The sequence below is a fragment of the Vibrio sp. HS-50-1 genome, assembly GCF_024747315.1.
Lineage (GTDB): Bacteria > Pseudomonadota > Gammaproteobacteria > Enterobacterales > Vibrionaceae > Vibrio > Vibrio diabolicus.
On the sequence record NZ_JAMPZF010000007.1, the window covers coordinates 187,888 to 203,701 of the forward strand.

Consider the following 15,814-nt stretch of genomic DNA (forward strand, 5'->3'; position numbering starts at 1 on the left):
TCAATGAAATTGGAAAGTGCAGACAACAATGCGGCGACGTAAACTACGCAGGGGAATAGCCATTGGGATTTTTTGACTGCCAGTTCCACGTATCGGCGGTCATTTCAGCCACCGTGCGTGTTGCTTTCCAACCTAGGTCACGCTCGGCTTTTTCCGTGCTTGCCCAACATTCAGCAATATCCCCAGGACGACGCGGGCATAACTCGTAAGGCACTGGTTTACCGCAAGCGGTCGCGAACGCATCCACCATCTCAAGTACGCTCGAGCCTTTACCTGTACCTAAGTTGTAAATGTGCAAACCCGATTTCTCACCCACCGATTTCAAAGCCGCAATATGGCCGTCGGCCAGATCCATCACATGGATGTAATCACGTACGCCAGTGCCGTCAGGGGTTGGATAGTCGCTACCGAATACCGCGAGTTTTTCTCGGCGGCCAACAGCGACTTGGGCGATAAATGGCATCAGGTTATTGGGAATGCCTTGTGGGTCTTCCCCCATGCTGCCCGATGGGTGCGCGCCAACTGGGTTGAAGTAACGCAGTAAGGTGATGCTCCAATCGTTTTCAGCATGGAACAGATCGCTTAAGCACTGCTCCACCATATATTTGCTGCGTCCGTATGGGTTGGTGGTTGCGCCTGTTGGTGAATCTTCCGTAATCGGCACTATTTCTGGGTCACCGTAAACCGTTGCCGATGAACTGAATACGATGCTTTTCACGCCCGCTTTACGCATGCTGCGCGCCAACACCAATGAGCCATTGACGTTGTTGTCGTAGTACTCAAGTGGTTTTGCCACCGATTCGCCAACTGCTTTTAGGCCAGCAAAGTGGATCACGGCTTGGATGTCGTGCTGCGCGAATACCGTATCCAAAAAGGCTTCGTCACGGATGTCACCTTGGTGGAACGCAGGCTGTTTGCCAGTCAGCGCTTCAATACGGTTTAACACTTCCAGTTTGGCGTTACACAAGTTATCAACGATGATAGGTTCCATTCCCGCTTCAATCATCTGAACGCAAGTGTGACTACCGATGTATCCCATACCGCCTGTGACAAGAACTTTCACTTTTTGCTTCTCCACGTTTGCTGCTTTCTGTTCATACCTCACTCTGATGCGCTAAAAGCCAATCGCCATTGCATCGAATCGGTACGCCCATTTCTTAACTGGCTAAAAGTCTAGCAACCAATCTCGATCCAGATCCGTGATCTAATTCAAATTGTGTAAACGTTTCCACAAAATTACAAAAAAGCCTTATTTTAGATGCTGGCTTTAGTTAAATTAAACCAAGAAGATGATGAGCAGTGAAGATGAGTCGAGCAGATACCGCTCTCTTTCGTGGATCGCACGATTTTACTAAAAGTTTGTGCATCCCTAAGTAGCTGTTTACAATAGCCAGATTATTGAGTTCTCACTTGGACTGTGAGCAATGCCAACGGGAAATGTACATGGCAACACTAAAAGATATCGCCACTGAAGCGGGCGTCTCACTTGCAACCGTATCGCGAGTTTTGAATGACGATCCGACGTTGAGCGTTAAAGAAGAGACCAAACGCCGCATTTTAGAAATCGCAGAAAAGCTGGAGTACCGCACCAGCAGCTCGAAGAAAGCCACCAAAGAAGCCAAGCAAAAACATCACTTTTTGGCCTTGTACAATTACAAACAAGAAGCAGAAGTGAATGACCCGTACTACCTGTCGATTCGTCATGGGATTGAAACTCAGTGCGACAAACTCGGCATTACGCTAACCAATTGCTACAACAGCGAAGTTGATGTTGAAACGCAAAAGATCACGGGTGTCCTTTTAGTCGGGAAAGTCGACCAAAAGGTGGTCAATAAGTTACCTAAACGCCTAGCCGATAGCATCTGTTACATTGACTTTTCAGATCCAACTAGTCCTTACGATTGCGTTGATATCGACCTTGTAAGAATCAGCAAGCAAGTGGTTGATTTCTTTGTACAACAAGGCTACGAGCGCATCGGATTTATTGGTGGACAAGACGAACCCAACACAGCAGACATTCGTGAAAATGCGTTTGTGGACTACGGCAGTCTAAAAGGTGTGGTTTCTGAAGACGACATTTATCGTGGCGATTTCTCTAGCTTGTCCGGTTATGACTTAGCGAAAGAGATGCTGGCCAAAGGCGATTTCCCAAAAGCGATGTTCATTGCTTCGGACTCCATTGCGATTGGTGTGTTACGAGCAGTGCATGAGTTTGGTTTAAACATTCCTGATGATATTGCGCTGATCAGCGTGAACGACATTCCTACCGCGCGTTTTACCTTCCCTCCTCTATCTACCGTTCGTATTCATTCTGAAATGATGGGGATTCAAGGCGTAAACTTGTTAGTAGAAAAATACCGTGACGGACGCGCACTGCCCCTTCAAGTGTACGTTCCAAGCAAACTCAAGCTACGCGGCACAACTCGATAAAAACACCCTCAAAACTGCTCAAATAAGGCACTGAATTTTCAGTGCTTTTTTATTTCTTCTTTTATTTTCTACCGAATTTTTACTGTTTTTACTTTCCAAAACAATCTAGAACGCATTCCTTTACTCTGATCACATCTTGCTCAACATTGGTCATTTAAAACGTGATCAAGTTAAAGTAAAACGTTTTCACTAATTTATTTTAGTAAAACTTTTACTAAAATCTTTCTCAGATTATTCATAAGCATTTTTCACAATACATCGGCCGTTGTTTTTGCACTGATGTTGAGCCGCGATGAAACCAATCCGGACTCCAACATAAGCGCACCAAGCCGAGGGGAGATCAAAACGTGAACAATTGGGAAAACTTCCAACACTTACACGAGAATCGTATGGCACCGCGTGCGTACTTTTTCTCCTACGACTCTGTTCAGAGCGCACAAACCTTTCAACGTGAACTGAGTCGCCGCTTTATGTTACTCAGCGGCCAATGGACATTCCGTTATTTCACCAACCCAATGTTGGTACCTGATGCGTTTTACTCACAAACAATGAACGACTGGGGACACATTACCGTCCCAAACATGTGGCAAATGGAAGGCCACGGCGATCTGCAATACACCGATGAAGGCTTCCCATTCCCGATCGACGTCCCGTTTGTACCAACCGACAACCCAACGGGCGCTTATCAACGCACATTTACACTTGGTCCACAGTGGGATAACCAACAAACCATCATCAAGTTCGACGGCGTGGAAACCTACTTTGAAGTGTACATAAACGGCGAGTACGTCGGCTTTAGTAAAGGCAGCCGACTCACAGCGGAATTCGACATTTCCAAGTTCGTCCAACAAGGCGAAAACTTACTCTCTGTACGCGTGATGCAGTGGGCCGATTCCACTTACATTGAAGACCAAGACATGTGGTGGACGGCGGGGATCTTCCGCGATGTTTATCTTATGGGCAAAGAGCAGATTCACGTCCAAGATCTCACCATTCGCACCGATTTCGCCGACGATTACCAAAGTGCGATGCTCAGTGCTCAAGTCGAATTAGAAAACCTTTCCACCGCTATCGCGTCAGGCTATACGCTGGAATACGCGCTGCATGACAAAGGCACTGTCGTAGCCAGTGGTCAATGCGATTCACTGACTATCCAAAACCACCACTCAACAAGCTTTGCGATTGATATGGTGAGCCCAACGCATTGGACGGCTGAAAACCCTTACCTTTACCACTTGTTCATCACCTTAAAAGATCACCAAGGCAACGTAGTGGAAGTGATCCCACAACGCGTGGGTTTCCGTGATATCAAGGTGCGTGATGGCCTGTTTTACATCAACAATCAATACGTGATGCTGCATGGTGTAAACCGTCATGACAACGACCACCTAAAAGGTCGCGCAGTGGGCATGGACCGCGTGGAAAAAGATCTGATTTTGATGAAACAACACAACATCAACTCAGTTCGCACCGCACACTACCCGAACGACCCACGCTTCTACGAGTTATGTGATATTTACGGCCTGTTTGTGATGGCAGAAACTGACGTTGAAACCCACGGCTTTGCCAACGTTGGCGACCTCAGCCGCATCACCAATGATCCTGCTTGGGAAGCGGTGTTTGTCGATCGCGCAGTGCGTCATGTTCATGCGCAAAAGAACCACCCTTCTATCATCATGTGGTCACTCGGTAACGAATCGGGTTATGGCTGTAACATCCGTGCGATGTATACCGCGACCAAAGCAATTGATGACACCCGTTTGGTTCACTACGAAGAAGACCGCGATGCTGAAGTCGTCGATGTGATTTCGACGATGTACTCACGCGCTCAACTGATGAATTACTTTGGCGAACACCCACACGAGAAGCCACGCATTATCTGCGAATACGCACACGCGATGGGTAACGGCCCGGGTGGTCTGACGGAATACCAAAACGTGTTCTATGCGCACGACCACATTCAAGGTCACTACGTTTGGGAATGGTGTGATCACGGCATTCTAGCGCGTGATGAACACGGCCAAGAGTTCTACAAATACGGCGGCGATTACGGCGACTACCCAAACAACTACAACTTCTGTATGGATGGTTTGATTTACCCAGATCAAACCCCAGGCCCAGGTCTCAGAGAATACAAACAAGTGATTGCACCGGTGAAAATCCGCGCCGTCGAAGGTTGCCATGATCGCTTCATCGTTGAGAACAAACTGTGGTTCTCCAACCTCGATGATTACACCATTACTGCTGACATGCGTGCCGAAGGTGAAACCCTGCGTAGCGTGCAGTTTAAAGTCGAAGCTTTGGTAGCCAACAGCGAACGTGAAGTGACCATCGACTTGCCAGAATTGGATGAGCGCGAAGCCTTTGTTAACTTCACCGTACGCAAAGACAGTCGCACGCTTTACAGCGAAGCCAACCATGAAATTGCGGTGTATCAGTTCCAACTGAAAGAAAACACCGCGTCTGCACCTGCGTTCATCAATCGCAACGCACAACCTTTGGTGATTAACGAAAGCCGTTTGGAACACGTAATTGAAGGCCATAACTTCGCGCTTACCTTCTCCAAAGTAAACGGCAAGCTGACTTCTTGGCACGTAAATGGCGAAGAGATCATTCAATCTGAGCCGAGACTAAACTTCTTCAAACCGATGATTGATAACCACAAACAAGAGTATGAAGGTTTGTGGCACCCAGCGCATCTGCAAATCATGCAGGAGCACTTCCGCACACTTGCTGTGGAAGCAACTGATGATTCCGTCTTGATTACGACCACCAGCATCATTGCGCCGCCGGTCTTTGATTTTGGCATGCGTTGTACCTATCGCTATCAAATCAATGCTCAAGGCCATTTAAATGTGGAACTGAGTGGCGAACGTTACGGCGACTACCCTCACGTAGTTCCGGTCATCGGCTTGGATTTGGGCATCAACGGCAGCTTTGACCAAGTTAGCTACTACGGTCGCGGCCCAGAAGAAAACTACCAAGACAGTCGCCAAGCTAACCTCATTGATGTTTACCACACCAATGTGGCGGACATGTTCGAGAACTACCCGTTCCCGCAAAACAACGGCAACCGCCAACACGTGCGCTGGGCATCGCTCACCAACCGTCATGGCACAGGATTATTGGTGAAACCTCAGCAAGAAATCAACTTCAGCGCGTGGTTCTACACCAACCAAAATCTGCATGAAGCGCAACATACGATCGAGCTAGAAAAGAGTGGCTACATCACCCTTAATCTTGACCATCAAGTGATGGGGTTAGGCTCGAACTCATGGGGCAGCGAAGTGCTCGACTCTTACCGCGTGTACATGGACGAGTTCCGTTACGGTTTGACGCTGATGCCACTGCAAGCAGGCGATTGCAATGCACAAGTGATGGCAAACCATGATTTCGACAACGCGTTTTTCACTCAAACCAATACTCAATCAGTCAACGAGGCGTAACCCATGATCGTGTTAGACAGCTTAGAGCAATTCAAACAAGTATATCGCAACGGTCGTAAATGGAACCGCTGTGTGGAAGCCATTGGCAACATCGGCAACATCAAAGATGGCGTGATGCACTCGATTGGCGATTCACTGGTTTACATGGTTGAAGATGGCATCGCGAAACAAACCGAAACGTTCATCGGTAACCGTCGTTACTTCGATGTGCATTACTACCTCGAAGGCCGAGAAACCGTTGAGTTCGCGGATAAAACCGCGTTGACACTAGAACAAGCTTATCGTGATGAAACCGACCGCGAATTTTTTTCTGGTCAGGGTGAAACACGCGAGCTTAGCGAAGGCCAAGTGGCGATTTTTGAAAACAGTGAAGCGTACCGCTTCCACGGAGACAACCGCGTAAGAAAAGTGGTGCTCAAAGTGACCATCGAAGATGGCTACTTCCTAAATAAATAAAACAAGAGAAGGGCTGTGGTCACAGCATTACAAGCCCTTCCTCCCTACAATTCCAACGTGATTCACCGGAGATAGAACATGTCTGAATCCAAACGTAATACGATAGGTAAATTCGGGTTGTTATCCCTCACCTTTGCCGCAGTATTTAGCTTTAATAACGTAATCAATAACAACATCGAGATCGGTCTAGCTTCTGCGCCAATGTTCTTTCTGGCGACCATTTTTTATTTCATCCCTTTCTGTTTGATCATCGCAGAATTCGTATCTCTGAATAAAGATTCTGAGGCGGGGGTCTACGCATGGGTAAAAAGCTCACTCGGCGGTCGCTGGGCGTTTATCTCTGCCTACACTTACTGGTTCGTTAACCTATTCTTCTTCACGTCCTTGCTGCCGCGTGTTATCGCTTATGCGTCTTACGCGTTCTTGGGCTATGAATACATTCTGACGCCATTCACCACTACCGTACTCAGTATGATTTTGTTTGCGTTTGCGACCTACGTATCGACAAACGGCGCGAAAATGTTGGGGCCAATTACGTCGGTGACCTCCTCCCTCATGCTGCTACTGACAATGTCGTACATTTTACTGGCTGGCGCAGCGTTGATCGGCGGCGTAGAACCAGCTGACCCAATTACTGTAGAAGCGATGATCCCTGATTTCAGCTGGGCATTTTTAGGCATTACTACATGGATCTTTATGGCGGCAGGCGGTGCGGAATCGGTCGCGGTTTACGTAAACGATGTGAAAGGCGGCTCGAAATCGTTCGTTAAAGTCATCATCATCGCAGGTATCTTTATCGGCGTGCTTTACTCAGTTGCGTCTGTTTTGATTAACGTATTTGTTCCTAGCGAAACCCTAAAATACACGGGCGGCTCGGTTCAAGTATTTGAAGGTTTGGCTGCGTACTTTGGTTTGCCAGAAGTATTGATGAACCGCTTCGTAGGCTTGGTATCCTTCACTGCTATGTTTGGCTCTCTACTAATGTGGACAGCAACGCCAGTGAAAATCTTCTTCTCTGAGATTCCAGAAGGCATTTTTGGTAAGAAAACCGTAGAGCTGAACGAAAACGGTGTGCCAGCTCGCGCAGCTTGGTATCAGTTCCTTATCGTCATTCCATTGATGATCATCCCAACATTAGGTTCTAACACCGCTCAAGATCTGATGAACACGGTGATCAACATGACGGCAGCGGCATCCATGCTGCCACCATTGTTCATCATGTTGGCGTACCTGAATCTGCGCTTGAAACTGGATCACGTCGAGCGTGATTTCAAAATGGGCTCACGCAAAATGGGCATCGCTACCGTATCGGTACTGATCGCTATCTTTACGGTTGGTTTCTTAGCATCGACCTTCCCTACTGGGGCCGACATCATGACCATCATTTTCTACAACGTTGGTGGTATCGTGATTTTCCTTGGCTTTGCCTGGTGGAAGTACAGCCAATACGAAAAATCATTGAATCAGGAAGAGCGTATAAAAGAAGCCGCGCCAGCTTCGCAAGCGGTATAACACTGACTCTCAATGACAAACATTCTGGGCACCCTTTGGTGCCCTTTTTTATATGTGAGAGGTGATGGTCGAAGAAACCAACTCGCGTAGCCAAATCCCTTTTTCTTCATTGTTTCGGCTGGAATGCCACAGCATGGCAATATCAAAATCCGCAACGGCGACCGGCGGCTTAATAGTAATGAGATCGTCCGAAAAGCCCTCCGCCAAAGCCATTTTTTCTGGCACGATGGCAATGAGATCGCGCTTTTTCAATAGATGCCGAATAATGAGAAAGTTGCGCGACGCCACGGTGACTTTACGGCTCAAGCCATGTTCTGCGAGCTTTTGGTCTACTTGTGTCTTTAAGCTCCCATCGGGACTTACCAGAGCTTGCTCTATGTTCGCGAACGCTTCCAGAGACAGCTGTGTTTCCCCTTTCAATACCTGTTTATCACACATGCACACGTGTTTTTCGGTGTACAAGTACAAGCTCTCAAAGTTGTCATCCAACACCGGCATGCTGCCAATAATGACATCGAGCTTTTCGTGCTCAGTTAATGCCACGTAGTTGCTACGATTGACGTTAATAAAACTGATCTGGGCCTCTGGTGCGCGCTGGCGTATTTCGTCATAAAGCCGAGGAGCAAAAATAAACTCGGCATAATCCGTTAACCCAATGCGACATACACCCGCGTAATTTTCAGGTTGGAAAGCAGACTTAGTGAGCAAGTCTTGGGCGATAGAGTCCAGCAAATGATGCACGGTTGGCGCGATGTGGTGAGCGTGCTCGGTGGGCTCCATCTTGTGCCCTTTTCGCTCAAAAAGCGGGTCGTCAAACAACAACCTTAAACGAGACAAACTATGACTCATCGCCGACTGGCTAACGTAACTTTTCTCTGCCGCGACGCTAACGCTTCGATAGCGATACAAGTAGGAAAACGTCACCAATAAGTTCAAGTCAATGTTGCGCCACTGAATGTCCTCTTTCACTCCAACATCCTCATCCCATTTCATTCATAGATGAAATTAAAACCATCAATTTGAGTCATTTTAGAGCATTCGATAAATTAGCAACAATGCTTTTTAGATAAACAGGCTCGACATGTTCACCATATTCAAAACTTTTTTCTGGCTGGGTTGGTTCAGCTTCGGCGGCCCTGCGGCTCATATTGGTTATTTTCGCCAAACATTTGTTGAGAAACTGAAATGGCTTGATGACAGCGAGTACGCGCAAATTGTCGCGCTCAGTCAGTTTTTGCCGGGACCGGGCTCAAGCCAAGTTGGCTTTGCTTTAGGCTATAAACGTGGCGGTTTAGGTGGCGCATGCGCAGCATTTGTCGGATTCACGCTTCCTTCAGTGGTCATCATGTTGGCGCTGGCGATGGTGAGCAGCCAAATCACCGACACCGCAGTGTTCCAAAACATCGTTCACGGCCTAAAACTGCTCGCAGTCGTCGTCGTGGCGGATGCGACTTGGGGCATGTACAAAAACTTCTGCCAAAGCAAACTGACCGCGGGTTTGTGCATCGCGACTGCGATTGCGTTGCTGGTGGCACCAAGCATCATGACGCAAATGTTCGTGTTGATCGCAGCAGGTTTTGTCGGAATGCGATATCTAAAGAAAGACTCCGCGCCATCAGCCGAGTCGTTTAAACCGTCTATCGCGCCATTGGCTCTATTTGCGGTGCTTTTACTCGGCTTACCGTTAGTGGCTCATACGTTACCTTTGCTTGGGCTGTTTAGTGATTTTTTCCAAGCTGGTAGCTTAGTGTTTGGTGGCGGTCATGTGGTTCTGCCGCTTCTGCAAAACATTGTTGGCGACCAGCTCAGCCAAGATGCATTTTTAACAGGCTACGCCGCTGCACAAGCTGTACCAGGGCCAATGTTCACCTTTGCGACTTTTATCGGTTATGAGCTTTCGGATACGCCAATTTTAGGCGCTCTGATCGCAACGCTTGGCGTATTCCTCCCAGGGTTTCTTTTACTGCTTGGCGTTCTTAAAAACTGGCAAGCACTGGCAGGCAAACCGCTGGTCTCCGGCGCCATCAACGGTGTAAATGCCTCGGTAGTAGGGTTACTACTCGCGGCACTTTACCAGCCAGTATTTAGCAGCGCAGTTGTTGCTCCCATCGACATGGCGTTAGTGGTTGCAGGTTTTTATCTACACAAAAAGCTCAACCTATCGGTTCTGTGGATGATCGTGTTTTTTGTGGCGGCAGGCCTTGTCACGGGCTTGATTTAGCCTGCTGATACGCCAACTATTGAATCCAGATAAACCACGGGCACTCAAATACGAGTGCCCGTTTTCTCAACTAAGCTTAATGATATTGGAAGGATAGAGATGACGGATCATCAATGGAACAAGACAACAATTACGAGCTCAACCTTAGCTGGAAGCAAAAAGCGTCGGCTTTACTCACATCAGTAAAGAATGAGTTATTGAACGATAAGATTTTCTACACCTATTGCTTTATCTCTACGACCATTATCTACCTTTGTTCTTTGTATCTCGATTTCCCTATCGATTACTCTTTTACCACTTACCTTGAAACGCTCATGCAAGCTTTGTATGTCACAGGTTTAAGCTGGTGTATCTATTATTATTTCTATCTCATACTGCGCAAAGAAAAGCAGCCGGCAAAAAGATTCATACAAAAACTGAAGCATCTTATTTTTCCGCTGTACCGACCTGTATCAGTGTTTGTTTCGATGATGGCACTCAACCTGATTTTCTCTAACCACACGTTTTTGAAATCGCTGATTCCAATCATCAATCCGTTCAAGTGGGATCTGACCTTTGCGAATATTGATTCGTTGCTACACTTCGGCGTTGCTCCGTGGGAGTTGACCCATGCATTATTCTCCAATGCTTGGGCCTCACTGGTGCTAAACGTTGCCTACAACGCATGGTTTTTTTGTATGTGGGGTATACTCATCTTTTTCCTTATCTACAAAAAATACCCGTTGGTAAGGCAACAATTTTTACTTACCTTTGCGCTGTCTTGGATGATTCTTGGCGTTTTCTTCGCTACGTTACTCTCTTCAGCAGGTCCTTGCTACGTGGAGCTTATTACTGGAGATGAACAGTTTGTTCCTCTGATGAAAACGCTCGAAGCCCAAAGCCAATATCTTACCAATGTGGACGCTGGACAATTGTGGGCATTGCCTACACAGCAATATCTTTGGGATGAGTACATCGCCAATGCCAATGGTATTGGTTCTGGCATTTCGGCAATGCCGAGTTTGCACGTTTCCATTGCTGTTTTGATGGCGCTATCAATTTATAGACTCAACAAAACCATCGGCTACTTTGCTTACGCTTTCGTCGTCATCATTCAAATCGGTTCGGTACATTTAGCCTGGCATTATGCGATTGATGGCTACCTCGCAACACTCTTGACGGTGATGTTATGGAAGATAGTTGGTTGGGCTTTGCGGCGCTATGCTTCTTACCCTGAAAGAAGCGAATGAACGGCTAATTGAACAAACAATTTTACAACGGCACTACTCCCCGAAATGAAAAAGTCCCCAAAAATGAAAAGCCACTCTATCTTGCTGAGTGGCTTTCTTTTTAAATAGACTGTGAAGTTATTGGAGAAGCGCGGTAGAGGTATCTCCTCGCTCTCTGACCATTGCTAATGCTCGCTCTAAGTTTTTATTTGCCAGTTCATAGTAGGCAGGGTTCTTATCAATAGCCTGTTGTAGATAAGGAATCGCCTCGCCTGGTTTGCCTTGAAGGATCAAGAAGTAACCAACATTGTTGAGTGCTTCCGGCTCTGTCATGTGTCGACTAAAAATACTCAGAGCTTGTCGTGGTTGATCTTTTGCCAGTGCAATGAGACCCAAGTTATTGATTCCCTTTTCATCCCCCGGCTTAATGCTCAGCGCAGCTTGAGTAAAGTGCGCCGCTTTTGAATAAGCTTTTTCCATGTAGTAGGAATAGCCTAGGCTGACTAAAGCATTGACGTTTCTTGAATCAATATCCAACGCTTTTCGAATTAATGCCTGCGCAATATCGTGGTCGCCACGAATGTCGTAAAGTACACCTAGACCAGAGTAAGCAGAAACCGGTGATTTATCATCATAGCGATACGTTGCAACGCTCTCAGCTGTAATATTGTCTTTGGTGATAATAGGATCGCCATCCATACGAATTTGGTCAGCATTCAAAGCGCGGATGTAGTAACTCTTCCCGACGTCCTTTTCGCCACGTTTCGTATATAGAGTGCCAAGTTCTGTGAGGGAACCAATGTGATCAGGGTTCTCTGCTAAAGATGCTCGAAATGATTTATCCGCAAGTTCTGAATTCTCTCTTGCCAAATGGATGCGCCCCACGGTGTATAACGTTTTGTCTTTATGGACCGCGTTAGGAAAAGAGAGCGAGCGAATGTATTCATACAACGCTAAGTCGACATTTTTATTGCTTAATGCAATATCCCCTCGAGAGATTGCCTCCTCCTCTGTTTTTGGAGGTTCATCATTGGTGAGTGACTCAACGGGCTTACCTGAGTACAGCGTTGAATCGAAGTCTGATGACTGTTCAGTTGTTGAACATGCGGTAAGCACCAACAACGAGATGATGACGTATTTCTTAATCCACATAACGATCCCTATTTTGCTTTTTAATTAGAAAATGCCTCAGCCAATGAAATTAACGCAGGTCCAATAGCCACGATGAAAAAACATGGCCAAATAAACAGCACCATTGGAAACATCATTTTGACTGGGATTTTTGCAGCAATTTCTTCTGCTGCTTGTTGACGCTTATCCCTATAGTCTTCGGTATACTCACGCAAGGAGTTGACTAAGCTCCCACCTATTCGAGAGGCGTGGCTAAGCATGCTCACCAGCCCCATCAATTCTTCTAACCCTGTCCTTAATACTAGCTCCCTTAAGGCTTCAGGCATTGGTTTACCCGCTTTAATTTTGTTGCACACCGTGTCGATTTCATCGGCAAGCTCTGGGTGAGAGATAACCAGCTCATCTGCAACGCGACGCAAAGCCGCATTAAAGCCAAGCCCTGATTCGGTACAAACCACCAGCAAATCGAGCATGTCGGGCACACCTGCACGAATCGCTTGCTGACGCTTGTTGACCATTCGGCGCAAAATAAAATCAGGAATCAGAAGCCCAATAAATACGGATAACGCCATGTAGGTGTACAGATATTTAGATTCCGGAATCGAGAAATACACCAGTGCCGCCACCATCACACCTAGTATTGTTGTGACCGATTTAATGGCATAAAACATCGACAATGCATTGCTTTCATGAAACCCAGCATGCATCAGTTTATTGCGTGTCGTTTGGCGCTCTTTTTCACTGGTTGGCGAAGTTAAAGGCGCTAACGACTCCAATGTGTCAGCCATTTTTTTGTTGTGGTGAGAGACTTCTTTTTTGTCGCCAGACAGTTCGGCTAACTTTCTTTTAATTGGCGAGTTAACCCCGATAATTATCGAGCCTAGCGTCATCACCACCAACACGGTGGTGATGAGGATCAACCCCATGAGTAACGTCTCTTGGCCGACAGCAAAACCGTTTAACCATCCTTGAATGCTTTCCATAGCTACACCTCAATATTGACGATTTTACGAATCCACAGCGTCCCGATAAATAAGGCCACCATCCCACCAATCACCATTTTGATCCCCATTGGGTGCGTATGAAGCAGCTCAATATACTCAGGCCGAACGAGTGAAATGATGACGTACAACCCAAAAGGCGCTAATACTAATACCCATGCCGACATTCGAGATTCCGCAGAAATGGTTTTGATTTTTCGAGCGAGTTTGAAACGAGCACGTAGGATATGAGAGAGCTTTTCAATGTTTTCGACTAAGTTACCACCCGTTTCTTTTTGCAGTAACACCGCACTCGAGAAAGCAAGCATGGATACCGTAGGGGTTCTTTCCGACATTTGCATAATCGCCAAGCGGAGGTCATAACCATAGTTGAGTAAGTTAAAGGTATTCATGAACTCAGGGCCAAGCGGCGCACTGACCTCTCTGCCTACTTCCCCAAACGCTTGTGTAATTGGCTGACCGGCCTGTAGTACTCGCTTAATGATATCGAGCGCCTCTGGCAGTTGCTCTTCGAACTTCATTAAACGATCGGCAATTCTTTTCTGTAGGTAGAAGTAAACCGACACCCAACAAGCGACAGCAACACCGGCGCAGAGGTACCAAACTTGCCCGAATAAGAACAGAAATAGCCCAACCGCAACCCCACCGAGGAAGGTGAGAAAAATAAACCGACTGAACCCCATGTGTATCCCAGCCAATTCCAACTTCTTCTTAAAGTTATCGAATAGGCTGAATCTCACAAGCCATCGCTCTAATGGAGAAAGGTTTTTGAGCGAGTTTTCCCTTAGTAGGGAAATACTCTCTTGATCGATGTGTTTATGGCTTTCGTGTATCCGCTTAATTAACTGCTTATGCTTAACCTTTTTACCCGCAGAAGGCAGAATTAACGCCTGGCTAATAAAGAATACGGACAAAAAAAGCAGCACAAGAAAAAGGGGGAATTGACTATCCATAGCAATCTCCTAACGGGCTTTTTCATTGAATATTTCAAATGGTACGTCTAAGCCTCGTTTTACTAATTGGTCATGACAGCTTGGTACAATCCCTGTTGCCATGTAATCACCTAACACATTACCTTCTTGATCGACCCCTCTTCTTTGGAAGGTGAAGATCTCCGACATGGTGATAACGTCGCCTTCCATGCCATTGATTTCTTGTACGCTGACCATGCGGCGTTTACCATCTTCTTGGCGATCCATTTGCACGACAATATTGATGGCGGAGGCAATCTGCGCTCTCAAGTTTTTGGTCGACACATTCCAACCCGCCATCGAGAACATATTCTCAATACGGCTCAACGCATCCCTTGGTGTGTTCGCGTGAATGGTGGCCAGCGACCCATCATGACCCGTGTTCATTGCCGATAACATATCCACCGCTTCTGAGCCACGAACCTCACCAACAACTATCCGGTCAGGACGCATACGTAGCGAGTTTTTCACTAAATCGCGCTGAGATATTTCGCCTTTGCCCTCGATGTTAGAAGGACGTGTTTCTAAGCGAATAATATGTGGTTGTTGGAGTTGTAACTCTGCCGAATCCTCAATGGTCACAATACGTTGATCACTTGGAATGAAGCCCGACAAAATATTCAGCGTGGTTGTTTTACCAGAGCCTGTACCACCAGATATCAGGATATTCATTTCCCCCACAACCGCCGCATTGAGAAACTTCGCCATCTCTGGAGATAACGAACCAAGCTCTAATAGGTTATCCATATTCAAACGTTCAACTGCAAAACGTCGAATAGAAACGGAAGGGCCATCAATGGCAAGAGGAGGAATAATCGCATTGAAACGCGAACCGTCTTTGAGTCGAGCATCCACCATTGGTGATGCTTCATCGATTCTTCGTCCAACCTGGCTAACAATGCGGTCAATGATGTTGCGCAGATGGCGCTCATCTAAGAAGGTATGTGGCGTTTTCTCGAGCTTACCAAAACGTTCGACAAAGATATTTTTCGGACCATTGACCAAGATATCTGAGATCGTTGGGTCTTCAAGCAGCGGTTCCAGCGGCCCTAGACCAAACACTTCATCTTCAATTTGATGGATTACGCGATTGCGAGCTTCAGAGCTCAACGGGTGTGTTTGATCTTCAGCAATGAGCTGAACGACCGCTTCGCGTAACTCCTCTTTCGCGCGATCTTCTTGTAAGTGCGATAGAAGCCCGAGATCTAAGGTATCCAGTAGCTTTTTGTGATAGTAGTGTTTGATCGAGAGATCTTGTTCTAGCTGTTTTTTCTGCTCCTCGATCGCTTTCATCTTGGCTTCAACAGGCGATAAAGCCCTTTGCTCATCTGACGTATCTTCGTCAGATTTTGCCAACTCGACATTCACAACTTTGGATTCTTTTGTTTCATCTACGGAATTGAAAGAACTCCCGACGCCTTTCCGTTTGAAAAACATA

At 46.7% G+C, this 15,814-nt stretch carries 12 protein-coding genes; 6 read left to right on the top strand and 6 right to left on the bottom strand.

The window, feature by feature from the left end; all coding sequences use genetic code 11:
* Positions 1 to 43 precede the first annotated feature (43 nt).
* Complete coding sequence (gene galE, locus NDJ01_RS06635) at positions 44 to 1,063, bottom strand: UDP-glucose 4-epimerase GalE (RefSeq protein WP_074191823.1); 1,020 nt, start codon at positions 1,061 to 1,063, stop codon at positions 44 to 46.
* 380 nt (positions 1,064 to 1,443) lie between these two features.
* Here galE and ebgR point away from each other — a divergent pair, with 380 nt between their 5' ends.
* From ebgR to NDJ01_RS06655, 4 genes are all read left to right on the top strand, one after another.
* Positions 1,444 to 2,430 carry a transcriptional regulator EbgR gene (gene ebgR, locus NDJ01_RS06640; RefSeq protein WP_025591165.1) on the top strand — a complete coding sequence of 329 codons (987 nt, stop codon included), beginning with the start codon at positions 1,444 to 1,446 and terminating at the stop codon, positions 2,428 to 2,430.
* A gap of 347 nt (positions 2,431 to 2,777) precedes the next feature.
* Positions 2,778 to 5,876 (top strand): beta-galactosidase subunit alpha, encoded by a 3,099-nt coding sequence (gene ebgA, locus NDJ01_RS06645; protein ID WP_258586467.1) that lies wholly within the window; start codon positions 2,778 to 2,780, stop codon positions 5,874 to 5,876.
* Positions 5,877 to 5,879: 3 nt separating this feature from the next.
* Positions 5,880 to 6,332, top strand: a complete 453-nt coding sequence (locus tag NDJ01_RS06650; RefSeq protein ID WP_258586468.1) for a beta-galactosidase subunit beta — start codon at positions 5,880 to 5,882, stop codon at positions 6,330 to 6,332.
* Positions 6,333 to 6,410: 78 nt separating this feature from the next.
* On the top strand, positions 6,411 to 7,844 hold the full coding sequence (locus tag NDJ01_RS06655) for an amino acid permease (RefSeq protein ID WP_006742400.1): 1,434 nt from the start codon (positions 6,411 to 6,413) through the stop codon (positions 7,842 to 7,844).
* 48 nt (positions 7,845 to 7,892) lie between these two features.
* Here the strand turns inward: NDJ01_RS06655 and NDJ01_RS06660 are convergent, their stop codons facing one another.
* Positions 7,893 to 8,813 carry a LysR family transcriptional regulator gene (locus NDJ01_RS06660; RefSeq protein ID WP_374044951.1) on the bottom strand — a complete coding sequence of 307 codons (921 nt, stop codon included), beginning with the start codon at positions 8,811 to 8,813 and terminating at the stop codon, positions 7,893 to 7,895.
* A 112-nt stretch (positions 8,814 to 8,925) separates the two neighbouring features.
* Here NDJ01_RS06660 and chrA point away from each other — a divergent pair, with 112 nt between their 5' ends.
* Both chrA and NDJ01_RS06670 read left to right on the top strand, forming a co-directional pair.
* Entirely contained in the window at positions 8,926 to 10,065 is a 1,140-nt protein-coding gene (gene chrA, locus NDJ01_RS06665; protein ID WP_139060307.1) for a chromate efflux transporter, read from the top strand.
* A 113-nt stretch (positions 10,066 to 10,178) separates the two neighbouring features.
* Complete coding sequence (locus NDJ01_RS06670; RefSeq protein WP_258586470.1) at positions 10,179 to 11,294, top strand: phosphatase PAP2 family protein; 1,116 nt, start codon at positions 10,179 to 10,181, stop codon at positions 11,292 to 11,294.
* Positions 11,295 to 11,411: 117 nt separating this feature from the next.
* Here NDJ01_RS06670 and NDJ01_RS06675 read toward each other — a convergent pair whose 3' ends face one another.
* From NDJ01_RS06675 to NDJ01_RS06690, 4 genes are read right to left on the bottom strand one after another with little or no spacing between them, the layout of a single operon-like run.
* Positions 11,412 to 12,425, bottom strand: coding sequence for a lipopolysaccharide assembly protein LapB (locus NDJ01_RS06675; RefSeq protein WP_006742396.1), 1,014 nt, complete (start codon positions 12,423 to 12,425; stop codon positions 11,412 to 11,414).
* Between the two features lie 20 nt (positions 12,426 to 12,445).
* Positions 12,446 to 13,387, bottom strand: a complete 942-nt coding sequence (locus NDJ01_RS06680; protein WP_047008928.1) for a type II secretion system F family protein — start codon at positions 13,385 to 13,387, stop codon at positions 12,446 to 12,448.
* Between the two features lie 2 nt (positions 13,388 to 13,389).
* The gene (locus NDJ01_RS06685) at positions 13,390 to 14,358 is read right to left on the bottom strand and encodes a type II secretion system F family protein (protein WP_006742394.1); all 969 of its coding nucleotides are present in this window, start codon (positions 14,356 to 14,358) and stop codon (positions 13,390 to 13,392) included.
* A 9-nt stretch (positions 14,359 to 14,367) separates the two neighbouring features.
* On the bottom strand, positions 14,368 to 15,813 hold the full coding sequence (locus tag NDJ01_RS06690) for a CpaF family protein (protein WP_006742393.1): 1,446 nt from the start codon (positions 15,811 to 15,813) through the stop codon (positions 14,368 to 14,370).
* Between the last annotated feature and the right edge of the window lies 1 nt (position 15,814).